This window comes from Mesorhizobium sp. B2-4-18 (assembly GCF_006441385.1).
GTDB classification, from domain to species: domain Bacteria; phylum Pseudomonadota; class Alphaproteobacteria; order Rhizobiales; family Rhizobiaceae; genus Mesorhizobium; species Mesorhizobium australicum.
Window position 1 is genome coordinate 253,798 of the sequence record NZ_VFUW01000008.1, and the last position, 22,894, is coordinate 276,691.

The following is a 22,894-nucleotide window of genomic DNA, read 5'->3' on the forward strand; positions in this document are numbered from 1 at the left end:
GGACCTCCCCCATGCTCTATGTCAGATCGCTGGCGTTCAATTTCGTCTTCTACGTCAATCTGATCGTCCAGATGATCCTCTGGACCCCGTACTATTTCCTGTCGCCCCGCCACCGCGCCTGGTTCGTGCCGAAATTCTGGTCGCGCACCTCGATGTGGCTCTATGACAAGATCGCCGGCACCAAAAACGACATCACCGGGCAGGAAAACCTGCCCGAGGGCTCCTTCATCCTGGCGCCCAAGCACCAGTCGTTCTGGGACGCCATCGCCTTCTTCCCCTTCCTCCAGGACCCGCTCTACATCCTCAAGCGCGAGCTGACCTGGATCCCCTTCTTCGGCTGGTACATCTTGAAGATGCGGATGATCCCGGTGCATCGCGGCAGCCGCTCCAAGGCCTTGAAGGCGGTGGTTGCGGCGACCAAGGAAGAAATGGCGCGCAACCCGCGCCAGCTGATCATCTATCCCGAGGGCACCCGTCGGGCGCCGGGCGACGAGCCGGCCTACAAATACGGCATCGTCGAAATCTATTCGCAGCTTGGCGTTCCGGTCGTGCCGGTCGCCCATGTCGCTGGCCTCTATTGGCCGCGCCGCAAGTTCCTGCGCTATCCCGGCACCGTCAAGGCGCGCTTCCTGCCGCCTATACCGCCTGGCCTGGGCAAGGACGAGTTCATGGCGCGGCTGATCGGTGAGACCGAAGCTGCCTGCGACCAGCTTCTCCTCGAGGCATCCCGCGCATCAAACCCGCCGGCCCTGCCGCCAACGGCGGTGAAGCGGCTTCGGGAGCTCGGCGCGAAGGCCTGAAGCGTCCTGACCACCGGCCGTCAGCCGTATACCGCCAGCACCTTGGTCAGCACCAGCGTCGCGGCCTCAGGCGCTGGCCTTGTCGAGTTCGGCCATATCGTCCGCGGACAGCTTCAGCGACGCCGCGCGGATCAGGCTGTCCATCTGCTCAGGCTTGGTCGCGCTGGCGATCGGCGCGGTGATGCCGGGCCGCGCGATAACCCAAGCAAGCGCCACTTCCGCCTGTTTGGCCGAATGCCTGGCCGACACCGCGTCCAGCGCCGCCAGGATGCGCATGCCACGCGCATTGAGGTAGTCTTTCACCCCGCCGCCGCGCTCGCTTTGGCCGAGATCGGCCTCGCTGCGGTACTTGCCGCTGAGAAAACCCTTGGCCAGGCTGAAATAGGTGATGACGCCGATATCCTCCGCCACGCAGAGATCGCGCAGCGGGCCATCGAAGGAGGAGCGGTCATAGAGATTGTATTCCGGCTGCAGCACCTCGTAGCGCGGCAGGCCGCGCAGGCTTGCCACGTCAAGTGCCGCGCGCAACTGGCCGGCGTCGAGGTTGGAACAGCCGGCATAGCGGATCTTGCCCTTGGCGAGCAGTTTCTCATAGGCGCCGAGGGTTTCCTCATAGGGCGTGGTCGGATCCGGCCAGTGCGACAGGTAAAGGTCGATGAATTCGGTCTGCAGCCGCTTCAGCGATGCATCGACAGCCTTTTCGATATAGGCGGCCGACAGGTCCTTGTGGCCCTGCCCCATGTCCGAGCCGACCTTGGTGACCACCACGACCTTGTCGCGATTGCCACGATCCTTCATCCATTTGCCGATGATGGTTTCCGATTCACCGCCCTTGTTGCCGGGAACCCAGCGCGAATAGGCGTCGGCCGTGTCGATGGCATTGAGGCCAGCCCCGACAAAGCGATCGAGCAGATCGAAAGAAGTCTTCTCGTCGGCGGTCCAGCCGAAGACATTGCCACCCAGAACCAGCGGCGCGATGGAAAGGTCGGTGCGACCGAGACGGCGTTTCTGCAAGACGGATCTCCGTGATGATTGATTGGGACCGGACGGATGCCGCCCGCTGGCTGGGTTCGGAGCCTAACCTAGGTCTTGCCGCATCGAGGTCAAAGGCCTGGCCACCCTTTTCCGCGGAGCCAGCGCTTCACAAAGTCGCTATCCGGTGCGCCACATCCTCCAGCCAGTGGTCGCGAATCTCGAGCGCTTCCAGATGCTTCAGCGTGCTCAGCACATAATCCTCGTTGTCACCGGATCGGCCGACCGCGCCGCGCACCACGGCCGCCGCCTCCGCCGCGTCCAGCGCGCCCGCATATTGCTCATGCTTGCGGTCGACGACGTAGGCCACGGCTTTCACCGTGCCACCGCCGTCGAGGCGAACCTTGAGCGTCCGCTCGAGATAGACGCTGGTGACGAGTTCGCGCTCGCGCAGATAGGCAATGACCTCGTCGCGCAATTCGCCAGGGACGCGGTACGCAAGGCCGACGCAGGAGCCGCCATGGTCGAGGCCAAGCACCAGTCCGGGCCGCTGGCGCGTGCCGCGATGCACGAAGGAATAGACGCAGAGCGAGCGGCGATAGCCATGCAGGCGGGCGCGTCGTGTCTCGACATGAGCGAAACCCGGTCGCCAGATCAGCGAACCGTAGCCGAACACCCAAAAATCGCCCATATCACCGCGCCTGATTGCAAAAAGAATGGCAGCACCGCACCGGTAACCGGTGTTTTTTCCATCCGTCTCTGTCTACCTAGTGTTCGGAACCTGAGAATCCGTCCACACCATCCATGCGTTAATGAGAGCCAAAGCATGACGTCAAGTGACGAACGCCAACCGGGTAACCGTCGCCGCCTGTGGTGGCTTGCCGCGTTCATCCTCGTGCTGTTCGCCATTTACAGCGCCGGCTGGTTCTATCTGGCCAGCAGGGTCCGGTCCGAGGCCGAAAAGGCGGTTGCCACGCTCAACAAGAGCGGCATCGAGGCCGGCTGCGCCAATCTCCAGGTCGGTGGCTATCCACTGAGCTTTGCCGTCTCTTGCGACAACCTCGCCTATGAGGACGACGCCAAGAGCATTGCCGCCTCGGCCGGCTCCTTCAACGCCGTCGCCCAGATCGTCCAGCCCTTGTCGCCTGTTGCCAATCTACGCGGTCCGCTCCGGACCTCCGTCCCCGGCATGATGCCGCTCTGGATCGACTGGGACAATCTGCAGGCCAACGTCAAATTGTGGTACCCGCTGCCGCGGCGTGTAGCGCTGCAGGCCGAGGGCCTGTCGGGCCAGACCGACCCGGCCGACGACACCGATCCGGTGGAACTGTTCAGTGCCGGCAAGGCGTCAGGCCAATTGCAGCCCAACAACGGCGATCTCGACTATGTCGGCAGCTTTGGCGATCTCGAGATCGACGCCGACGCGATCGGCGGGCGGGTGTTGCCGGCGCTCGATGCCAGCGGCGACGTGACACTGAAGAACGGCGTGGCGCTGATCGGCACGCAGGTGAAAAGCCTGCGCGGCCAGCGGATCGAAATCCGCAACCTCGATCTGTCGTCCGGCACGGCGCGGGTCACCGTTTCCGGGCCGCTGTCAGTCGATGCCGAGGGTCTCGTCGACGCCGACCTGATGATCAGGATCAAGGATCCCAAGGCGGTGGCATCTATTCTTGCCGGCGCCATACCCGAGCAGAAGAATGCGATCGAGCAGGGTTTTGGCGCCCTGGCGCTGCTTGGCAGCGAACCGTCCATGCCGCTGAAAGTGGTCAAGGGCAAGGCTTCCCTCGGCTTCATTCCGCTGGGCAAGATCAAACCGGTCAACTAACGGATGGCGGGGCCGGCAAAGCTGCTGAGCGTCGGCGCACTGACGCTTGACACCATTCTTCGTGTCGAATCACTGCCCACGCATCAGGGAAAATTCATCGCCTCGGACGGCATCCAGATCGCCTCGGGCATGGCCACGAGCGCGGCCTGCGCCGCGCATCGCCTGGGTGCCGAGGTGTCGCTATGGGCTAGCGCCGGCGACGATCCGGTCGGCGATCTGCTGATTGCCGGGATAGAGGCCGAGGGCGTCGATTGCAGCCATGTACGCCGCGTCAGCGGCGCCCGCTCGGCACTGGCCTCGATCCTGGTCGATGCGCATGGCGAGCGGATCATCGTCCCTTTCTACGACGCGCGCGCGCAGGCCGATCCCGAGGTTTTGCCGTTCACCGACATAACGGCATTCGACGCCGTACTGGCCGACGTGCGCTGGCCGGGCGCCGCGGCGCTTGCCCTTAAGGCGGCGCGCGCCGCCGGCCGCCCAGCCATACTCGATGCCGATACCGCGCCCCTGGCGGTACTGGAGCGATTATTGCCGCTGGCCTCGCACATCGTCGCCTCGGAGCCGGCGGTCCGCATCATATGCGGCCACGCGCTGGATCTGGAGACCGCCTGCACCGACTTGGCGTCCCGCACCGATGCGTTCGTCGCGGTCACCGGCGGCGCGGCGGGTACCTGGTGGTTCGACCGAAGCGCCGGATCATCCCGCCATGTCGAGGCACCGAGGGTCAAGGCGGTCGACACGCTGGCCGCCGGCGATGTCTTTCATGGCGCCTTTGCCGTCGGGCTGGCGGAAGCCATGGCGGTCGAGCACGCACTGCGCTTTGCCAGCGCGGCCGCCGCGCTCAAGTGCCTGCGCTTCGGCGGCCGGCTGGGCGCGCCGGATCGGGCGGAGACGCTCGCCATGATGGCAACCGCCTGGCCGGTTGAAATCACCTAGCTCTTTGCCGGATGCTCGACCGCCTGGCGGCCAAAATCGGGCGCGTCGATATCCTGGCCCGCCTCGATGATCGAGCGGCGCACGGCGCGGGTGCGGGTGAACAGGTCGAAGAGCTTGTCGCCGTCGCCCCAGCGGATGGCGCGCTGCAGGAACGCCAGGTCTTCCGAGAACCGCGCCAACATTTCCAGGATGGCATCCTTGTTGTGCAGGCACACGTCCCGCCACATGGTCGGATCGGAGGCAGCCAGACGCGTGAAATCGCGAAAACCGGAGGCGGAATATTTGATCACTTCCGTCTTGGTCACCGATTCCAGATCGTCGGCGGTGCCGACGATGTTGTAGGCGATGATGTGCGGCAGATGCGAGACGATGGCCAGCGTCATGTCGTGATGCTGCGGGTCCATCGTGTCGATGTTGGCGCCGCAGCGGCGCCAGAATTCCGACAGCCGTTCCAGCGCTTCCGGATCGGTGCCCGGCACCGGCGTGAAAATGCACCAGCGGTTGTCGAACAGGTCGGCAAACCCGGCATCCGGGCCGGATTTTTCGGTGCCCGCCAGCGGATGGCCAGGAATGAAATGGACGCCTTCAGGCACATGCGGCTGCATCTGCGCGATGACCGAGGCCTTGGTCGAGCCGACATCGGTGAGGATCGCCCCCTTTTTCAGCGCCGGCGCGATTTCCTCCGCTACAGCGCCGGATGAGCCAACCGGCACCGAGACAACGACCAGATCGGCATCACGCACCGCGTCCCCGGCATCGGTGGTGTAGGAATCGCCGAGACCCAGTTCCTCGGCTCGCTTGAGCGTTGCCGCACTGCGCGTCGAGATGGCGACATGGCGAGCCAAGCCCTCGCGTCGGATGACGCGGGCCAGAGACGAGCCGATCAGGCCGATGCCGACCAGCGCGATCTTTTCGAACATCGGTGATGCCATGGTGTTCCAGCTCTTCAGACGTTCTAGCTTTTCAGGAATGTGGTGAGCGCGGCGACAACGCCGCGATTGGCCTCTTCAGTGCCAACGGTCATGCGAAGCGCGTTGGGAAAGCCGTAACCTGAAACGCGCCGCAGAATATAGCCGCGCGCGCTCAGATAATCGTCAGCCGCCGCCGCGGAATGCTTCTGATCGTCGGGAAAATGAATGAGCAGGAAATTGCCGACGCTCGGCGTCACGCGCAGCCCAAGTCTGGTCATTTCGCCGCTCAGCCAGGTAAGCCAGGTCTCGTTATGCGCCACGCTACGCTCGACATGGGCACGGTCGCGGATCGCGGCGATGCCGGCCTCGATCGCTGTCGCATTGACGTTGAAGGGGCCGCGCACACGATTGATGGCGTCGACGATATGCAGGGGACCATACATCCAGCCGATGCGCGCGCCACCGAGCCCGATCTTGGAGAAGGTGCGGGTCATCACCACGTTCTCGGCGCTGCCGGCCAGCTCGATGCCGGCTTCGTAGTCGTTGCGGCGGACATATTCGGCGTAGGCCGCGTCGAGCACCAGCAGCACGTTTCCCGGCAGTCCGGCATGAAGGCGGCGCACCTCCTGGAACGGCACATAGGTGCCGGTCGGGTTGTTGGGATTGGCCAGGAACACGATTTTCGTGCGCGGCGTGACGGCCGCCAGCATCGCATCGATGTCGGCGCGCTCGTCGGTCTCCTTGACCACGACCGGGGTGGCGCCTGCCGACTGGATGTAGATCTTGTAGACCATGAAGGCGTGTTCGGTGAACATAGCCTCGTCGCCGGGCGCGAGATAGGTCTGCGCCAACAGGCCGAGGATTTCGTCCGACCCGTTGGAGCAGATGATGTTTTGCGGGTTGAGGCCATGCACCTCGGCGATTGCCTCGCGCAACCGCTTGGCGCTGCCGTCGGGATAGATGTCGAGTTTGCCGGCGACCTCGCGCGCGGCCTCGATCGCCTTCGGCGAAGGCCCAAGCGGATTCTCGTTCGACGACAGCTTGTAGACCTTGGCCACACCGGCGGCCGCCGAGCTTTTGCCGGGCACATAGGCCTCTATGTCCATGATGCCCGCGCGCGGAGTTGGACGTGCCTGATCCGGTGTCTGGTTCATATCTTGCAAAATCCATCGAAAACGCCTCCATCCGGAGGCCGCTGCGGAAATACAAGCCATGGCACGCAATGTCGAGAGTGGCAGTGGTACCAGCCGCCGCCATTGACGGCGAGGCAGGCGGGTTCTAGAAGACGATTGACAGTTCCGTGGTGATTTGGCCGGTCGGCTTGCAGCCACGTTAAACAATTCGCTAAAGGGCCGTTTGCGTGACGTAACCGGCTTTGCGAAGGCAATGCCGGTTTTTTGTTGTCCGCAACCGGCCGGACGGACGCATCGGCGGCGGAGATCGGCAACGATTTCCACGAGCGCACGGTGCAGCAAGAGAGACGTGATGGCCGCTCTGCGTGCAGGAAAGACCAACAACGAGGCCGACCAACCGTCGAGCCCGGTGTTGCGGTTCGGGCCCGACAAGCCGCTCAAGCTCGACGCCGGCACGCTGCTGTCGCCGTTCCAGATCGCCTACCAGACCTATGGCACGCTGAACGATGCCCGCTCCAATGCCATCCTCGTCTGCCACGCGCTGACCGGCGACCAGCATGTCGCCAGCACCAATCCGGTAACCGGCAAGCCCGGTTGGTGGGAAGTGCTGATCGGACCGGGCAGGATCATCGATACCAGCCGTTTCTTCGTCATCTGCTCCAATGTCATCGGCGGCTGCCTGGGTTCCACCGGTCCGGCCTCGACCAACCCGGCCACGGGTAAACCCTATGGCCTCGACCTGCCGGTCATCACCATCCGCGACATGGTGCGCGCGCAGCAGATGCTGATCGACCATTTCGGCATCGAGAAACTGTTCTGCGTGCTCGGCGGCTCGATGGGCGGCATGCAGGTTCTGGAATGGGCGTCGAGCTATCCCGAGCGCGTGTTCTCGGCGCTGCCGATCGCCACCGGGGCGCGCCATTCGTCACAGAACATCGCCTTCCACGAAGTCGGGAGGCAGGCCGTGATGGCGGATCCGGACTGGCATGGCGGCAAATATTTCGAACACGGCAAGCGCCCGGAGAAAGGGTTGGCGGTGGCGCGCATGGCCGCCCACATCACCTATCTGTCGGAAGCCGCCTTGCATCGCAAATTCGGCCGCAATTTACAGGACCGCGAAGCGCTGACCTTCGGTTTCGATGCCGATTTCCAGATCGAGAGCTATCTGCGCCACCAGGGCATGACCTTCGTCGACCGCTTCGATGCCAACTCCTATCTCTACATGACGCGGTCGATGGATTATTTCGACCTCGCCGCCGACCATGGCGGCCGGCTGGCCGACGCCTTCGCCGGCACGAAAACCCGCTTTTGCTTGGTGTCCTTCACATCGGACTGGCTGTTCCCGACAGAAGAGAGCCGCTCCATCGTCCACGCACTCAACGCCGCCGGCGCCTCGGTATCCTTCGTCGAGATCGAGACCGATCGCGGCCACGACGCCTTCCTGCTCGACGAGCCGGAACTGTTTGCCGCCATCAACGGCTTCATCGGCTCGGCCGCGCGCGCCAGGGGGCTCAGCGCATGACCCCGAAAAGTTGCAGACGTTTCGGATCAAGCTCGTGCGCCAAACAGAACGGCGAAGCCATGACCCTGAAAAGTTGCAGAGTTTTCGGACCAAGGCCATGCGCCGTCCACGAGGCGAAGCCATGAGCGTCAACGGCAGCCAACGCGTCGACCTCGAGGTCGTCGCCAACCTCATCCCGCCGCAATCGCGTGTGCTCGACGTCGGCTCGGGCGACGGCTCATTGCTCGAATTGCTGCAGGACACCAAGCAGGTCGACGGTCGCGGACTCGAGCTGTCGCAGCGTGGCGTCAACGAATGCGTGGCGCGCGGTCTCAGTGTCATCCAGGGCGACGCCGACACCGATCTCGAATTCTATCCCGACAAGGGCTTTGACTTCGTTGTCCTGTCGCAGACCCTGCAGGCCACCCGCAACCCGAAGCTGGTGCTCGACGAGCTGCTCAGGATCGGCAACCGGGCAATCGTGTCTTTCCCCAATTTCGGTCACTGGCGGGTGCGCCTGTCGCTGTTCGTCAAGGGCCGCATGCCTGTGACCAGCGACCTGCCCTATTCCTGGTACGACACGCCCAACATCCACTTCTGCACGATCCGAGACTTCGTCAATTTGTGCGAAGAGCTTGGCGCGACAGTGGAGAAGGCGACCGCGCTCGACGCCAACGGCCAGAAGATCGGCCTGTCGATGCCATGGTGGTTCTGGAATTTCTTTGGCCAACAAGCAGTGTTCCTGCTGAAGCGATAATGAAATGGGCGACGCCCGCAGGCGCGACTGCCAATCCTTGAGGGTGGCCGCGCGTCTTTCAGCGGGTGCGAAAGTGTTGCAGTTGAAGCGCCATGAGCTGGAATTCATCATGCCTGGTCGGTCGAACGACGGCACGACGGGGTGACATGGCAGGTTGTTTTTTGTAGCGTCGCACCGAATCCGATGAGGCCCATCCAGGGGGAAGTCCGATCCATTTAGCCATCCCGATGATCAAAGGACCTGGCGCGAAGGGTGTTTACGCGCTGGAGGCGGCCTACGTGATATGATCGGGAAGACCGAACAGGCGCCCCTCGTCACGGTGATCACGCCGACTCACAACCGGCGCGAAACGGTGCTCCGCGCCGTCGAAAGCGTGCTTTCCCAGAGCATGCCGCGATTTGAACATATCGTCGTCGACGATGGTTCGACGGACGGGACCGAGGCGGCGCTCGCCCGCATCCATGACCCCCGGCTGATCTATGTCGGCGCGAAGTGGCGCGGCGCCAATGCCGCCAGGAATGCCGGCATCGAGCTAGCCCGGGCGCCCGTGGTGACTTTTCTTGATTCGGACGATCTCTTCCTGCCGCACCGGCTCGAACGGACGCTGGCATGGTTCGACGACAATCCAGCGCTCGAAGTCCTGCTCTCCTCATATGTCTCGGTGAAGGGTGGCCGCGGCACCGCCTGCGTTAACCGCGGCGCTTTCCTGAACCCGCCAATGCTGGAGCGGGCGGTGGTCGCGCAGACGGCCTTCATAGCCGGATCGGCTATAACAGCCAGACGCGAGGCTTTGCTGGCCATCGGCGGCTATGACAGCGACATTCCCCGGATGCAGGACCGCGAGCTTCTGCTGCGCTTCGCACAGCGCTTCGGCGCGCAATTATCGGAAGATATCGACTGGACGAAGCACAATTCGCAGAATTCGATTTCAGGCCGCAGGGACGGCTATGTCGAAGCCTACGCGATCCTGATGAGTAAGCATCCGCACATCGCTCGCTCCTACCCCCATGTCCCTCCCTTTATGATCACGCGGCAGATCATCGCCGATATTCTCCGGGGGCGAATACCACAGGCATTTGCAGGATACATGGCCAACCGCTCGTCTGATGCGCTTGGTTATTCATTGCCGGAACTGATCAACGGTTATCTCCACGGCCGCCGCTGGCGGCGCGACCTCTACGACGAAGTTCGTGGCAAGTTTGGAATTCCACCGGCCTGACCGGCGACAGCTCAGCGATCGAGCACGGAGCGTTGCAGGGCGCATTCCTTCTCGTCCGGCAGCGAGATGCCGACCGCCAGGGCCTTGGCGGCCAGGCAACGGGCCGCAACGGGGGAAAAACTGCTACTTCCTGTGGTGGAGGCTTGCCGCGGCTGGCGGCGGCTCGATGGCACCCGCCCTGACGTGGGCAGGTTTCAGCGCGGGCGCGTCGGAATCCTTAACGATCGTCAGGGAACGCGGGAAGAACTGATTGTTGTGCTGGCCGCGCCCGATGTTGATGATCGCGGCGCCGGGCAGGCGCTTCTCCAGCAGCGACAGCACGCGCCGCAGCGAGGGTCCGTCGAACGCATCCATGGCTTCGTCGATGATCACCCATTTTGGCTGTCGCAAGGCGAGCCTGGCCACGCCCAGCAATCGCTGTTCGTCATCGCCCAACTCATGGTCCCAGCGTCCGACGCGGTCGAGCGACGACGACAGCCGTCCAAGACCGACCTCGGCAAGCACCGCTGAAATGTCGGCGTCGTTCGCCGGCGCATGCCCGTTCGGGTGATTGAGGACCTCGCGCAGCGTGCCGGCCGGCAAATAGGGCACACGCGGCACGAAGATGATGGTTTCCCCCGCCGGCAGGCCGATCCGCCCGCTGCCCCACGGCCACAGCCCGGCAATGGCGCGGAAGAACAGCGTCTTGCCGGCGCCCGGTTCACCGGTGATCATGACGCGCTCGCCGGCATGGATTTCGACATGCTGGTCGGCGAGCTTGGTGCATCCGTCCGGCGATGCCACCTGAAGCTTCTCGAACGTCAGGTTGCCATTGGCGTTGTCGGCGAATTCGATGCGCTTCTCCTTGTCGTGCAGCACATCGGTTTCATCGAGCGCGATGCGGAAGTCGGCGACACGCATCAGCGTGGCGCGCCAGTCGGCAATGCTGCCGATGTTGTTGATGAACCAACGCAGGGAGGAGTGGACCTGGTTGAAGGCCCCGACCGCCATCATCAGCCCGCCAAAGCTGATATCCCCCGAGAAATAGACCGGCGAGGCGACCAGGATCGGCGCCACGACCGTGATCCAGCCATAAGTATCGGTTACCCAGGACAGATTGATCTGGGCGGTGTAGATGCGCCGCATGGCGCCCAGCACCGTGCCGAGGTCGAGTTGCAGCCGTCGCTTGGCGTCATCCTCCCCACGGTACAGCGCGATGGCATCGACATTCTCGTTGACGCGCACCATCGAGGAGCGCAGTTCCGCTTCGCGCGTATAGCGGTCGCTGTTGAGGCTGATGAGCGGCCGCCCGACCAGCCAGCTCAGCCACGAGGCGGTACCGGCATAGAGGAACGCGGCCCAAACCATGTAGCCCGGTATCGCCAGCGACCAGCCGTTGACGTGGAAGACGAAGCCCGAAGACAGTTCCCACAGCACACCGACAAAGGACACGAGCAGGATGAACGACTGCAGCAGGCCGACACCAAGATCGGTAGACAGGTCCGAGAGATGCGCGGCATCCTGTTGCATGCGCTGGTCGGGATTGACGCCGATGGCGCCGGCATTGGCCAGCCGGAAGGCGCGCGCCGGCCGCATCCATTGGTCGATCAGGTCCAGCGTCAGCGCCTCGCGCAACTTCAGCCGGATCATCTGGTTGAGCCAGGTCTGGCCGATATTGAGCACCAGCAGTCCGCCGGCGATCATGGCAAAGACCATCAGCTGATGCAGGAAGGCCGCCATGTCGCGGCGCGCGAGGGCATCGTAGAACGGCTGGTTCCAGCGGTTGAGCAAGACCTGGCCGATCGACGTCGCGATAATGACGCCCATGATGCCGAGCGACGTCCACAGCAACCACTTGCGAACCGGTGATCCGATCAGCGCCCGCTTGATCGTCACCACCTGATCGCGCAGGCTGCTGGCGACGGCGACCGGCTGAATGGTGGCCTGATTGTCCAATTGATCAGCCATGGCCGAGGTCCTTGCGTTCAGTAGCGAAGCTGAAACCGGATGAAGGGAGCCGACGGCGGCAGCCCCTCAACCACTCCGCGAGCCCAGCACGACAGATAGGTCGGAAAGACGCGGCGCGATGCAAGTTTCCATCGCGATCACGAAGGTGTCACTTGCCGGGGCGATGCCACACCCCTTGCCTCGGCCCGCCGGCCGAGCCGTGTCGCGCCATGCGGCGACAGCACCGGCACGAAGACGCGGCGGGACGCACGCTGGGCCACCGGCACGCCTTGATAGAGCCGTTTCTGCGCTTCGACGACAATGACGCCGGAAAAGATCGGCCACAGCCTCCGGCCGGCGCGCTCCAGCACATTGTGGAAGCGCATCATGAAACGCCGCCGCGATGGCGGGAAGAACAGCGCATCCGACCAGGCGGCGGGCGTGAAATTCGCCTCACGCAGCAATTCGGTGAGCTGCCCGCGTGAGAAGGGCCGCCCATTGCCGAACGGCGTATGTTCGAAGCGCGCCCAGACACCGCGCCGGTTTGGCACGACGATGACGACGCGCCCGGCCGGCGACAGCACCCGCCAGATCTCGTTCAGCGTTTCACGCGGGTTTTCGACGTGTTCGAGCGAATGGACGAGCAGCATGCGGTCGATGCAGGAATCGACCAGTGGCAGTTCCTCGTCGAACACCAGGGCCGTCGCCGTTGGCCCGGCCGCCGGCCAGACCACGGCGCCCTGGGTCGCCGGCATGAAGGCGAAGACCCGCTCCGCGTCGGTGCCGAAGCGTTCCAGCCAGGGCAAGGTATAGCCCAGACCGACCAGCCGCTCATTGGGCACCGCGGCCCATATCGACGACAGCGCCATGGTGATCGAGCGCTCGGCGAACCGGCCGAGCGTTGTCGAATAGAAGGAACGAAGGTCGACGATGTCGGAATGCATGTCAGGGATGTAGCCGTGATGTCAGCCGGATTCAACAAAAGGCCAAAGCCGCCGGCACGGCGAATGTCAATTTGACATCCCAGGATAACATTCGCTTTGCTTGTCATCCGGGATGACATTCGCTTTCTCATCCGGGATGACATTCACGCAGCGGCGCCCTATGTCTGCGGCGGCAAATGGAGAAATGCGATGCCGGTCGAAATCGAACAGTTCATGTGCCGCACCGACAATTTCGGCGTGCTGGTGCATGACCCCGAAAGCGGCCAGACCGCGATTATCGACGCGCCCGAGGAAGCGCCGATCCTGGCCGCGATCAAGCGCACCGGCTGGACGCCGACGATGATCCTGACCACGCATCATCATATGGATCACGTCGAGGCCAATCTGGCGCTCAAGGAGCGCTTCAAGCTGCGCATCGTCGGCCCGGAGGCGGAAAAGGCCAAGATCCCCGGCATCGATGAAACCGTCGAAGAAGGCTCCGTCCTGCATCTCGGCCATGAGCGCATCGAAGTGATCGCCACGCCCGGGCATACCGCTGGCCATGTCTCCTACCATCTGCCGTTATCGAAAGTGGCGTTCACCGCGGATACGCTGTTTGCGCTGGGTTGTGGGCGGCTGTTCGAATGCAAGCCGCCGGTGATGTACGAATCGCTGAAGAAGCTCGCGGCTCTTCCCGCCGAGACGACAATCTATTGCGGCCACGAATACACGCTCGCCAATGCCCGTTTTGCACTGAGCGTCGACCCCACCAATTCGGCGTTGAAGGAGCGCGCCGCGCGGATCGAGGCGCTGCGGGTCGACAACATGCCGACGCTGCCGACGACGATCGGCGAGGAACTGTCGACCAATCCCTTCCTGCGCTGGCACGATCCGGCAATCCGCAAGCATCTCGGCATGGAAAAGGCCGGGGATGCCGAGGTCTTCGCCGAGATCCGCAAGCGCAAGGACAATTTCTGACCACCATGCCAGCTATCTGCCGATGACCAGTTCCGCGGAAATCATAGCAACGCTCGCCCTGAAGCCGCATCCGGAAGGCGGCTGGTACGCGGAAACCTTTCGCGACGAAGCCGGTGGTGCGCGCGGCCATTCGACCGCCATCTATTTTCTGCTGGAACAGCATCAGGTTTCGGCCTGGCATCGGGTCAGGGACGCCGCCGAGCTTTGGCACTTTTATGCCGGCGCGCCTCTGGCGCTGTCGATGTGGGAAGAAGGCGGCGCCATTATCGAGCAGGTTCTCGGCATCGAGCTCGCGGCGGGTGAACGGCCGCAGATCGTCGTGCCGGCGGGCTGGTGGCAATCGGCGCGTACACTGGGCGAATGGACGCTGGTCGGCTGCACGGTGGCGCCGGGTTTTGATTTCGCCGCCTTCGAACTGGCCGAGCCGGGCTGGCAGCCGAAGCCGATTTAACCCAGCAGGAATCCCAGCGTGACCGCCAGTTGGGCGGCATAGTACAAAACCCACACGGTCAAACGCATCCAGGCGCGATGCTGCGAGACGGCCGCCACTAAAAATTTCTCCATGGCGAGCAGCCCGTCCGATGCCATGAACAGCACGGCGCCACCGATCACCCAGACGTTGCTTGTCGTTAGCGCCGACATGCCCATCGCCAGGATCGCCACGACATAGACGGCAATCGGTATATGCAAGCCGGGACCAACGCGGGGCCAAAGCGCCGCCAGCATGACGATCGCGAACACCGCCATGGCCAGCGCGATCGCGCTGCGCCAGGGCTCGGCGCCAAGCAACTCCAATCCGGCACCGCTGCGCAGCAACAACGCGACATAGACGATGTGGGCGACGAGAAAACTGGCCAGTCCACCCAGAAAGGCTTTTTCGCCGTCGCGCGACAAGAAGGCATCGCCAATGGCGCTCAGCGCAAGGGCGGCGACCAGCAGCAGCGGCCCGCTTTGTATTGCGGCGAGTACGGCGAGCATCGCAACGGCAATTGTCTTTGCCGCCGAGCGGGCCAGCGTCGGCGGCATGCCAAGCGTGAAGGCATAGATCGCCGCCGCCACCAGCGAAAAGATCAGCGTCGCATTGGCGTTGGCGTCGATGCCCCCAGCAAACGGCATCGTCATGCCCTGGCTTCGCCTTCGGATGCCCTGGCTCCGTCTTCGGATGCCCTGACTCCGCTCTCCGTGGCCGGCTTGCGCAGGAACAGCGATTTTGCCGCTAGCGCCGCGCCGCCGGTGATGAGCACACAGGCGGCCAGAATGCGCAGCGACGGTTCGGCGACGCCGGCCGCGATCAGCACCAGCGTCGACAGCAGCGGCGCCGCGTAACTCGCGGCACCCAGCACCTGGATGTTGCCGCGCTTGACACCGATGTCCCAGGCATAGAAGGCCGCGCCCACCGGCATCAGGCCGAGCCCGAGCACGGCCAGCCACTGGCCGGCGCCGTCAGGCAGAACCGTTTGTTCCAGCGCCAGGTGGCAGACGAGCGACAGCACGGCGGTTGCCGCGCAGAACCAGGTGACGATGCTGGTCGGCACCGACGGGAAACGTCGAGACAGCAAGGAATAGGACGACCATAGCAGGGCGCAGACGGCGGCCATGGCGTAACCGAAGGCGTAGCGCGCATCGAAAGCCAGGCCGCCGCCCTTGGTGACGATCAGCACGGTGCCGGCAAGGCCGAGCAGCGCGCCGACGACATGGTTCCAGGCCAGCTTCTCGCCCGGCATCAGCGCCGAGCCCAGCACGATCAGCAACGGCCAGAGATAGGCAATCAGGCTCGCCTCGACCGCCGGCGCGTTGCGCAGCGCGGTGAAGTAGAAGAAGTGGTAGCCGAAGAGGCCGGCAATGCCGATCACCCAGACCTGAGGAGGGATCTTTTGGCTCCTGTCGGTGGCCGGCATGAACAGTCGCGCGACAAACCCTACGCCTGTGCCGATCGAGAAGGTGATGGCCGACAACAGGAATGGCGGCACCTTGCCGGACGCATCCGTCAGCAACGCCAGCAATGCCCACATGGCGACCGCCGAAAAGCCGATCAGTGTTGCGCGCCCCATTTTGTCTCCAGTGGCGCGCCCGTTCTGTCCCCGGTGGCGTGCCTTATTGTACCGCTTCGAACCGTCTGGCGCTGATGGTCAAGGTGCCGATCTGCGTTCCGACCGTGGCGTGGATCGGCGCATATACGCCGGTTTGGCCGAGCGGTGCAAACGTCACCATCATGCGGCTTTTGTTCTTGAGATAATTGAGCGCCTTGCGGCCCTTGCGATAACCCGCCACCGGCTCGAAACCCATCTGGCAGGTGACGGTGTCGCCCTTGTAGCCCGGCACCGAGATCGTTCCTTTCGAGGCGTAGGTCAGCGTCAGGTCGGCGCGCATCTCACCATCGTAGAACTTGACCTTGCGGCCACAGACCTGGTCGAGGCTGTCGGCATGGATGACGGTCGCCGCCATCGGATCGAGCACCGATGCCAGGTCGCCGGCGCCGAGTGGCACCCAGGCCTTGGGATCGCGCTTGCCCGGAGCGGGGATCACCCGCGTCGAGGTCACGTTGCCATTGCTAAAGCGAATGTCGATCGAAGACGCCTTCTTGCCGGAAGTGTAGTCGGCCCGAAACGCCTGCGGCACCATTTTCTGGCCCGAAATCGTGCCTTTTGACGAGATCGTGCCCCGCGTGTCGTCGAACAGCTTGGCCAGACCCGCCGCCGAGACACTGCCTTCGATCGCGTAGGCACCGTTCTCATAATGGCTGGAAAAGGTCGATCTGGCGATCGAGAGACCAAGGAACGACACCGTGTATTCGCCCTTGAACGACTGCGGCGAGGCAGCGGACGCAGCGGTCGGCAAGGCGATGACAAGCGCGGCAACAAGCGCGTGAGACGAACGAGGCATGGCGGGATCGGATCCTTGGTTTCGGCCGGAGGCGGGCGACTCCGGTCTGGCGTGTCCCTATGAGACCGCTTATACGGTGAAATCCGGCCTTAATATGAAAAGCCGGGCGCTTCCGTGCGGAAGCCGGAGCTTGACGACCCGGTGAAATGCAACTATGGAACGCCAACTTTTCCATAAGGCCGCCTGACCAGAACCGCGCGCCACCCGGCGCGGGTACAAAGGTTTGGCAGGCCCCGAGAGAACTGAAGGTTAGAACCATGTCCCGCACCTGCGAACTCACTGCCAAGGCAGTCCAGACCGGCAACAATGTGAGCCACGCCAACAACAAGACCAAGCGTCGCTTCCTGCCGAACCTCGTCAATGTGACGCTCATTTCGGAAGCGCTGAACCAGAATGTACGCCTGCGCATCTCGGCCAACGCGCTGCGTTCGGTCGAACATCGCGGCGGCCTCGATGCCTTCCTGGCCAAGGCCGACGTCAAGGAACTGTCGCAGCGCGCGCGTCTCTTGAAGAAGCAGATCGCCAAGAAGCTTGCCGAGCAGGTCGCTGCGTAACATCCAGATAAAGGCGGGGGACGACCGCCTGGCCAACCTCCTTGCTGGCCGCTGAGCATCGGATAGATCCGCAAGGTTCGACACTCCGATGCTCAATTACGAAGCGAGCGCTGCCTCGGCATGATGCTCCGCTGGTTCCATTACCCAGGATAAAAAAATGTCTTCTTTTTCGCGGTACCTGCCTTTCGTGGCTGCCATGGCGCTTGTCGTCGTGGCATCGAACATCCTCGTGCAGTTTCCCATGCAGGGAAACGTCGGCGGCCTGTCGCTCGCCGACGTTTTGACCTGGGGCGCTTTCACCTATCCCTTCTCTTTCCTGGTCACGGACCTCGCCAACCGCCGTTACGGGCCTGCCGTGGCGCGCCGGATCGTCTTTGTCGGCTTCATGACGGCGGTGGTCTGCTCGATCCTCGTCCCGCCCTTCCTGTTCCGCCATGGCCTGATCGAATTCGAGACATCAGCCGACCGGCTGGTGCGCATCGCGGCGGCTTCCGGAGCGGCGTTCCTGTCCGCACAATTGCTCGATGTGACCGTGTTCAACCGTTTGCGCCGGCAGAGCTGGTGGCGGGCGCCGATCGTCGGCACGCTGGTCGGATCGGTGTTCGACACCCTCGTGTTCTTCGGCGTCGCCTTTTCAGCCGCCTTTGCCTTCGTCGGCCCAAGCGACGGGTTTGCGCTGGAGAGCGCCCCATTGATGGGCGTGTTTCATGTCGACGCCATGCGCTGGGTGTCCTGGGCGCTCGGCGACCTCAGCGTGAAACTGATCATCGCTGTCGTGGCTCTGATCCCTTACCGGCTTCTCGCCGCCCGCTGGAGCCAGCCGGCCGTTGCCGCGGCCTAAGTCGTGATTCCCTGGATCCAGCTGGACTCCGCGAAAACGCCTGATGGCCAGCAGGAACTGCGGCTGAAACAGCGCGGTTCTGAATTCTCGATCATGCTCGGTACCAACGAGCTGATGAACAGCCGGCTGAGCGGCTCCGAAGAAGCGTTGGCAAAACTGTCCTGCCAGCGGATTGCGGGTCATCGTCGGCCGAGAATCCTGATCGGGGGGCTCGGCATGGGTTTTACGCTGCGCGCTGCCCTCGCCGAATTGGGCGACAATGCCGAGATCGTCGTCGCGGAACTGGTGCCGGCCGTCGTCGCCTGGGCGCGCGGCCCGATGGCCGAGATTTTTGCCGGCTCGCTCGATGATCCCCGCGTCACCATCCACGGAACCGATGTCGGCCAGCTCATACGGTCCGCACCCATTGCCTGGGACGGGATCCTGCTCGACGTCGACAATGGCCCCGAAGGCATCGTCCACAAGGGCAATGACGCGCTCTACAGCGTGGCTGGCCTCGCCGCCGCACGCACCGCCCTAAGACCGGGCGGAGTCCTGGCCGTATGGTCGCAAGGGCCGGATGCCGGCTTCACGCGGCGGTTGAAACAGGCAGGTTTCGCTGTCGAGGAAGTCAACACGCGCGCCAACGGCAAGCGCGGCGCGCGCCATGTCATCTGGATCGCCGCCAACAGCTAGCGGTCCAGACCAGAGCCGTCAGCAGCAGTGTCTGGACTTGTCGAGCTCCGCGCAACCCCTGGCTTGTCAGGGCAGGATTCTCGGAAATGGCCGACGCATAAAAAAATCGCCAATGAGCGTCGGGAAGGGGCTGCCCCTCAATCCTGGTGCAGAATGAATTCCAGATAGAGATTGCGCTGCAGGATCGAGTGGTTGTCGTCGGAGATCAGCGACACCATCAACGCGCCGTCATCCCGGCTCCAGACATCGAGCCCTTCCATATTGTCGATCTGGTAGCCCATGTCGGCTTGCAGCAGCACCGGCCCGTCGGCGACGGCGCCCTTCTCGACGCTCTCTCCATAAATGCGCCGCAGCCGCATCTTGACGCCGCCCGCCATGGTGAAACTGCGCTCCAGCAGCAAGAGGTCGCCATCCGGTAGGAAGGCGCCGTCGGTGATGTCGAAATCGTCGTTGCGCTTGACAGTGAAGACGCCCCTATGCGGGCCTTCGATAATGGCGGCGTAGATGTTGCCTGATTTGTCGAGGCTCTTCTCCGAGACCACGACCAGGCCGCCTTCATGCTGGCCATTGGCATTTGAATGGGTGACTGTCTCGAAGCCGCGGTTCTGCCGCAGCTCCCACGCCGGCACCAGGAAATCCAGCTGCCTGAATGGCGCCTTCATGTTGTCCGGGTCGATCTTGAACTGGGAGACGCGGTGGTTGCGCTCGAAACCGACGGTGGCAATACCGTCCTTGACCGCGAGGCCTTCGGCGTCGACTTCCCATTTTTCGTCGATCGGCCGGCCGCTCTGGTTGGCCATCTGCTGCATGCGAAAATTCTGGATGCCGAGGGGGCGCCTGTCGGCGTCGCGGGCCACCGAGCCGAAGAACCAGTAACCGGTGTCGGCAACACCGATGAAATCGCTGCCGGCTTTCAGAAACCGAAAGGCCGACAACGCGCCGAAATCGCGTGATGGCGAGGTCATTTCCAGCCCACCGACGAATTCGAGCGGACCGAATTGCTTGTCGGCGCGGCCAATGTGGAATTCGGTGATCGGGCGTGCCGAGACGGCGACAGGTTCAACTGGAGCCGAGCCGGCCGAACCTGCCGGAGCCACACCGGCGAGCAGGACGATGGCGGCGAAAAGCGTTTGCCTAAACCCGCCTCGCGAAAAGATCATCCGGCGCGCCGCATGCCGCCGCGACGCGTATCCTTCGCGCTTTCCTCGGCAAACAGCGAAGCCAGCTGCTCGGTCATGGCGCCGGCCAGTTCCTCGGCATCGACGATGGTGACGGCGCGCCTGTAGTAGCGCGTGACGTCATGGCCTATGCCGATGGCCAGCAGCTCGACCGGTGAGCGCGTCTCGATCAATTCGATGACGGCGCGCAGATGCCGCTCGAGATAATTGCCCGGATTGACCGACAGCGTGGAATCGTCGACCGGCGCGCCGTCCGAGATCATCATCAGGATCTTGCGCTGTTCGGGCCGGGCAATCAGCCGGTTGTGGGCCCACAGCAGCGCCTCGCCGTCGATATTCTCCTTGAGCAGGCCTTCACGCATCATCAGGCCAAGGTTGCGGCGTGCCCGCCGCCATGGATGATCGGCGGATTTGTAGATGATATGACGCAGGTCGTTGAGGCGGCCGGGGTTCGGCGGCTTGCCGTCCTTCAGCCACTTCTCGCGCGCCTGTCCGCCCTTCCAGGCCCGCGTGGTGAAGCCGAGGATCTCGACCGAGACGCCGCAGCGCTCCAGCGTGCGCGCCAGAATGTCGGCACAGGTGGCGGCGACCGTGATCGGCCGGCCACGCATCGAGCCGGAATTGTCGAGCACCAGCGTCACCACCGTGTCGCGGAACTTGGTGTCCCGCTCCTGCTTGAACGACAACGGTTGCATCGGATCGATGACGACGCGCACCAGTCGCGCCGGGTCGAGATAGCCCTCTTCCAGGTCGAAATCCCAGGACCGGTTCTGCTGCGCCATCAGCCGGCGCTGCAGCCGGTTGGCGAGCCGTCCGACCACGCCCGACAGATTGGCGAGTTGCTTGTCGAGGAAGGCGCGCAGCCGGTCGAGTTCTTCCTCTTCGCAGAGCTCCTCCGCGCCGACCGTCTCGTCGAAAGCTGACGTGTAAACCTTGTAGTCGATTTCCTTCGGCAGATTGGTGAAGGGATTGTCGTTGCGCCTAGCCTCGCCGGGCGTCTCGGCATCGGCATCGTCATCGTCGGACAGATCGTCGGCCGTTGCATCGGAGGCTTCCGTCTCCGCCGATTGCTCGTCGTCGGCCGATGCCTCGGCGTCCTCGGACTGCGACTGTTCTGAGCCGGAATCGTCCTCGCCGCCTTCCTCGCTCTGTTCCTCGCCTTGCGGCTGGTTGTCGTCATTGTCCTCGGAATCCTCGGTCTCCTGGTCGTCGCCGAGTTCCTCGGCCATTTCCATGGAGGCAAGCATCTCGCGCACGACGCGGGCGAAGGCCTGCTGGTCCTCGAGCTTTTCCGACAGGCCGTCGAGATCGGCCTTGGCCTTCTCCTCGACCCAGGGCCGCCAGAGTTCGACCAGCCGCTCGCCGCTCTTCGGCACCGGCCGGCCGGTCAGCTTTTCGCGCACCATCAGCGCCAGCGCCTCCTCGATGGGCGCATCAGCCTTGTCCTTGACGTCGACGAGGTTGGCCTTGGTGTATTTGTCCTCCAGCATCGACCCGATATTGTCGGCGACGCCCTGCATGGCGCGGCTGCCGATCGCCTCGACGCGGGCCTGTTCGACCGCGTCGTAGATGGCACGGGCGGCCTTGCCTTCCGGCGCCAGTCTGCTGTGGATGCGCACATCATGGCAGGCGCGCTTCAACGCCATGGAATCGCCGAGCCCGCGGGTAATCGCGATGTCGGACTTCGATGCCTTCTTGGGCAGTTCGGGCAGCCGCGCACGGCTGCCCGCCAGCGCCGGCCTGTCCTTGGCGAAGCCGACTTCCATTTCCTTGTCGCCGGCAATGGCGCGCATGCAGACGGTGACGGCGCGCTTGAAGCTGTCGGCTTCAGACCCCGTCTTGGACTTGTTGCGCGTATTGTCGCCCGGACCCGCCATCGAGGCTCTGCTTAGCCCAGCACCACATTGGCCGCGCTCTCGGGCAGATCCTGGCCGAAGGCGCGCTGGTAGAACTCGGCAACCACCGAACGCTCCAGCTCGTCGCACTTGTTGAGGAAGGTCAGCCGGAACGCCATGCCGACATCGCCGAAGATCTCGGCATTCTCGGCCCAGGTGATGACGGTACGCGGGCTCATCACCGTCGACAGGTCGCCATTGATGAAGGCCGAGCGCGTCATGTCGGCGACGCGCACCATCTTGTTGACGATGTCCTTGCCCTTGGTGTCGCGATAATGCTTGGCCTTGGCCAGCACGATGTTCACTTCATTGTCGTGCGGCAGATAATTCAACGTGGTAACGATCGACCAGCGGTCCATCTGCGCCTGGTTGATCTGCTGGGTGCCGTGATAAAGGCCGGTGGTGTCGCCCAGACCAACCGTATTTGCGGTCGAAAACAGCCGGAACGCCGGATGCGGGCGGATGACCCGGCTCTGGTCGAGCAGCGTCAGGCGGCCGGACGATTCCAGCACGCGCTGGATGACGAACATCACGTCCGGACGGCCGGCGTCATACTCGTCGAAGCAAAGCGCGACATTGTGCTGGTAGGCCCAAGGCAGGATGCCGTCGCGAAATTCGGTGATCTGCAGGCCGTCCTTGACCACGATCGCGTCCTTGCCGACAAGATCGATACGGCTGACATGGCTGTCGAGATTGACACGCACGCAGGGCCAGTTGAGGCGGGCGGCGACCTGTTCGATATGGGTCGACTTGCCGGTGCCGTGATAGCCCGACACCATGACACGGCGGTTGTAGGCAAAGCCGGCGAGGATCGCCAAGGTCGTCGCCTTATCGAACAGATAGTCGGGATCGACATCGGGCACATGCTCGCTGGTGACCGAGTACGCTGGCACCACCATCTTGGACTCGAAGCCGAATTTCTCCTTCACCGACACCATCGTGTCGGGCAGGTTGGCGATGTCGCGATCGACCTTGTTCATATCTCTC

At 63.6% G+C, this 22,894-nt stretch carries 23 protein-coding genes and 1 riboswitch; of the genes, 11 read left to right on the plus strand and 12 right to left on the minus strand.

The features are described 5' to 3' along the window. Nucleotides 1-11 precede the first annotated feature (11 nt). Complete coding sequence (locus FJ527_RS20585) at nucleotides 12-800, plus strand: 1-acyl-sn-glycerol-3-phosphate acyltransferase (RefSeq protein WP_015315527.1); 789 nt, start codon at nucleotides 12-14, stop codon at nucleotides 798-800. 66 nt (nucleotides 801-866) lie between these two features. Here the strand turns inward: FJ527_RS20585 and FJ527_RS20590 are convergent, their stop codons facing one another. Then, on the minus strand, nucleotides 867-1,814 hold the full coding sequence (locus FJ527_RS20590) for an aldo/keto reductase (protein WP_140823975.1): 948 nt from the start codon (nucleotides 1,812-1,814) through the stop codon (nucleotides 867-869). A 127-nt stretch (nucleotides 1,815-1,941) separates the two neighbouring features. Further along, nucleotides 1,942-2,463, minus strand: a complete 522-nt coding sequence (locus FJ527_RS20595) for a gamma-glutamylcyclotransferase (protein ID WP_140823976.1) — start codon at nucleotides 2,461-2,463, stop codon at nucleotides 1,942-1,944. 135 nt (nucleotides 2,464-2,598) lie between these two features. Here FJ527_RS20595 and FJ527_RS20600 point away from each other — a divergent pair, with 135 nt between their 5' ends. Next, on the plus strand, nucleotides 2,599-3,597 hold the full coding sequence (locus tag FJ527_RS20600; protein WP_015315524.1) for a DUF2125 domain-containing protein: 999 nt from the start codon (nucleotides 2,599-2,601) through the stop codon (nucleotides 3,595-3,597). 3 nt (nucleotides 3,598-3,600) lie between these two features. Then, complete coding sequence (locus FJ527_RS20605) at nucleotides 3,601-4,533, plus strand: sugar kinase (protein ID WP_015315523.1); 933 nt, start codon at nucleotides 3,601-3,603, stop codon at nucleotides 4,531-4,533. Here FJ527_RS20605 and FJ527_RS20610 read toward each other — a convergent pair. Beyond that, nucleotides 4,530-5,465 carry a prephenate/arogenate dehydrogenase family protein gene (locus FJ527_RS20610; protein WP_181166418.1) on the minus strand — a complete coding sequence of 312 codons (936 nt, stop codon included), beginning with the start codon at nucleotides 5,463-5,465 and terminating at the stop codon, nucleotides 4,530-4,532. The genes FJ527_RS20605 and FJ527_RS20610 overlap by 4 nt on opposite strands. Before the next feature lie 23 nt (nucleotides 5,466-5,488). Further along, the gene (gene hisC / locus FJ527_RS20615) at nucleotides 5,489-6,598 is read right to left on the minus strand and encodes a histidinol-phosphate transaminase (protein ID WP_140823977.1); all 1,110 of its coding nucleotides are present in this window, start codon (nucleotides 6,596-6,598) and stop codon (nucleotides 5,489-5,491) included. 136 nt (nucleotides 6,599-6,734) lie between these two features. After that, nucleotides 6,735-6,812: riboswitch (SAM riboswitch) on the plus strand. A gap of 117 nt (nucleotides 6,813-6,929) precedes the next feature. On the opposite strand from hisC, the gene FJ527_RS20620 reads away from it, so the two are divergent. From FJ527_RS20620 to FJ527_RS20630, 3 genes are all read left to right on the plus strand, one after another. Then, nucleotides 6,930-8,099 (plus strand): homoserine O-acetyltransferase, encoded by a 1,170-nt coding sequence (locus tag FJ527_RS20620; RefSeq protein ID WP_015315520.1) that lies wholly within the window; start codon nucleotides 6,930-6,932, stop codon nucleotides 8,097-8,099. A 121-nt stretch (nucleotides 8,100-8,220) separates the two neighbouring features. Then, the gene (metW, locus tag FJ527_RS20625; RefSeq protein ID WP_015315519.1) at nucleotides 8,221-8,835 is read left to right on the plus strand and encodes a methionine biosynthesis protein MetW; all 615 of its coding nucleotides are present in this window, start codon (nucleotides 8,221-8,223) and stop codon (nucleotides 8,833-8,835) included. 283 nt (nucleotides 8,836-9,118) lie between these two features. Continuing rightward, on the plus strand, nucleotides 9,119-10,054 hold the full coding sequence (locus tag FJ527_RS20630; protein WP_140616813.1) for a glycosyltransferase family A protein: 936 nt from the start codon (nucleotides 9,119-9,121) through the stop codon (nucleotides 10,052-10,054). A gap of 123 nt (nucleotides 10,055-10,177) precedes the next feature. Here FJ527_RS20630 and FJ527_RS20635 read toward each other — a convergent pair whose 3' ends face one another. Together FJ527_RS20635 and FJ527_RS20640 are read right to left on the minus strand one after the other, a co-directional pair. Then, a complete protein-coding gene (locus FJ527_RS20635) occupies nucleotides 10,178-12,001 on the minus strand; it encodes an ABC transporter ATP-binding protein/permease (RefSeq protein ID WP_140823978.1) in 1,824 nt (607 codons plus the stop codon). Nucleotides 12,002-12,138: 137 nt separating this feature from the next. After that, on the minus strand, nucleotides 12,139-12,924 hold the full coding sequence (locus FJ527_RS20640; protein ID WP_015315516.1) for a methyltransferase domain-containing protein: 786 nt from the start codon (nucleotides 12,922-12,924) through the stop codon (nucleotides 12,139-12,141). Between the two features lie 189 nt (nucleotides 12,925-13,113). Here FJ527_RS20640 and gloB point away from each other — a divergent pair, with 189 nt between their 5' ends. Both gloB and FJ527_RS20650 read left to right on the plus strand, forming a co-directional pair. Further along, nucleotides 13,114-13,881 (plus strand): hydroxyacylglutathione hydrolase, encoded by a 768-nt coding sequence (gene gloB / locus FJ527_RS20645; RefSeq protein ID WP_140823979.1) that lies wholly within the window; start codon nucleotides 13,114-13,116, stop codon nucleotides 13,879-13,881. A 22-nt stretch (nucleotides 13,882-13,903) separates the two neighbouring features. Next, complete coding sequence (locus FJ527_RS20650) at nucleotides 13,904-14,332, plus strand: cupin domain-containing protein (RefSeq protein ID WP_015315514.1); 429 nt, start codon at nucleotides 13,904-13,906, stop codon at nucleotides 14,330-14,332. On the opposite strand, the gene FJ527_RS20655 is transcribed toward FJ527_RS20650, so the two are convergent. From FJ527_RS20655 to FJ527_RS20665, 3 genes are read right to left on the minus strand one after another with little or no spacing between them, the layout of a single operon-like run. Beyond that, the gene (locus FJ527_RS20655) at nucleotides 14,329-15,003 is read right to left on the minus strand and encodes a lysoplasmalogenase family protein (protein ID WP_140823980.1); all 675 of its coding nucleotides are present in this window, start codon (nucleotides 15,001-15,003) and stop codon (nucleotides 14,329-14,331) included. The two genes, FJ527_RS20650 and FJ527_RS20655, sit on opposite strands and share 4 nt — an antisense overlap. Next, nucleotides 15,000-15,932, minus strand: a complete 933-nt coding sequence (locus FJ527_RS20660) for an EamA family transporter (RefSeq protein WP_140823981.1) — start codon at nucleotides 15,930-15,932, stop codon at nucleotides 15,000-15,002. Before FJ527_RS20660 ends, FJ527_RS20655 begins: the two co-directional genes overlap by 4 nt. 43 nt (nucleotides 15,933-15,975) lie before the next feature. Then, complete coding sequence (locus FJ527_RS20665; RefSeq protein WP_015315511.1) at nucleotides 15,976-16,764, minus strand: DUF3108 domain-containing protein; 789 nt, start codon at nucleotides 16,762-16,764, stop codon at nucleotides 15,976-15,978. A gap of 257 nt (nucleotides 16,765-17,021) precedes the next feature. On the opposite strand from FJ527_RS20665, the gene rpmB reads away from it, so the two are divergent. From rpmB to FJ527_RS20680, 3 genes are all read left to right on the plus strand, one after another. Next, nucleotides 17,022-17,318, plus strand: coding sequence for a 50S ribosomal protein L28 (rpmB, locus tag FJ527_RS20670; RefSeq protein WP_010911765.1), 297 nt, complete (start codon nucleotides 17,022-17,024; stop codon nucleotides 17,316-17,318). A 157-nt stretch (nucleotides 17,319-17,475) separates the two neighbouring features. Next, complete coding sequence (locus FJ527_RS20675) at nucleotides 17,476-18,159, plus strand: queuosine precursor transporter (protein WP_140823982.1); 684 nt, start codon at nucleotides 17,476-17,478, stop codon at nucleotides 18,157-18,159. A 3-nt stretch (nucleotides 18,160-18,162) separates the two neighbouring features. Next, complete coding sequence (locus FJ527_RS20680; protein WP_140823983.1) at nucleotides 18,163-18,834, plus strand: hypothetical protein; 672 nt, start codon at nucleotides 18,163-18,165, stop codon at nucleotides 18,832-18,834. Nucleotides 18,835-18,971: 137 nt separating this feature from the next. Here FJ527_RS20680 and FJ527_RS20685 read toward each other — a convergent pair whose 3' ends face one another. The 3 genes from FJ527_RS20685 to cobS are packed head-to-tail and all read right to left on the minus strand — an operon-like array spanning nucleotide 18,972 to nucleotide 22,887. After that, a complete protein-coding gene (locus FJ527_RS20685) occupies nucleotides 18,972-19,994 on the minus strand; it encodes an esterase-like activity of phytase family protein (protein ID WP_140823984.1) in 1,023 nt (340 codons plus the stop codon). Continuing rightward, on the minus strand, nucleotides 19,991-21,889 hold the full coding sequence (gene cobT, locus FJ527_RS20690) for a cobaltochelatase subunit CobT (protein WP_015315507.1): 1,899 nt from the start codon (nucleotides 21,887-21,889) through the stop codon (nucleotides 19,991-19,993). Before cobT ends, FJ527_RS20685 begins: the two co-directional genes overlap by 4 nt. 11 nt (nucleotides 21,890-21,900) lie before the next feature. Next, nucleotides 21,901-22,887, minus strand: coding sequence for a cobaltochelatase subunit CobS (cobS, locus tag FJ527_RS20695; RefSeq protein ID WP_140823985.1), 987 nt, complete (start codon nucleotides 22,885-22,887; stop codon nucleotides 21,901-21,903). Between the last annotated feature and the right edge of the window lie 7 nt (nucleotides 22,888-22,894).